This is a genomic window from Stenotrophomonas sp. SrG (assembly GCF_050031795.1).
Taxonomy (GTDB): Bacteria; Pseudomonadota; Gammaproteobacteria; order Xanthomonadales; family Xanthomonadaceae; genus Stenotrophomonas; species Stenotrophomonas rhizophila_A.
On record NZ_JBNBBE010000952.1, the window covers coordinates 1 to 242 of the forward strand.

General features: G+C 77.3%; 1 pseudogene. It reads right to left on the minus strand.

Annotated elements, in window-relative coordinates:
• Window positions 1-210 (minus strand): annotated as a pseudogene (locus ACQG3P_RS22315) (16S rRNA (cytosine(967)-C(5))-methyltransferase RsmB); the annotation flags it as partial.
• Window positions 211-242: the final 32 nt, after the last annotated feature.

Consider the following 242-nt stretch of genomic DNA (forward strand, 5'->3'; position numbering starts at 1 on the left):
CCGGCGCAGCACGGCAAAGCACAGCGCTTCGAGACGGGCGCGGTCGCGGCTGTCGACCAGCGTCGGCAGCGCGGTGGCCAGTTCGGCCTTGAGCGCGCGCCCACGGCCGCTCACCTGGGCCAGCACGCGGGCGGCGAGCACGCGGGTGGGTACGCCCGGGGCCAGGGCGGACAGCGCGGGGGACGGTTTGTTCTGGCGGGGCTGGGCCATCTCAGGTGCCCACGGCCAGGTCGCGGCGGGCG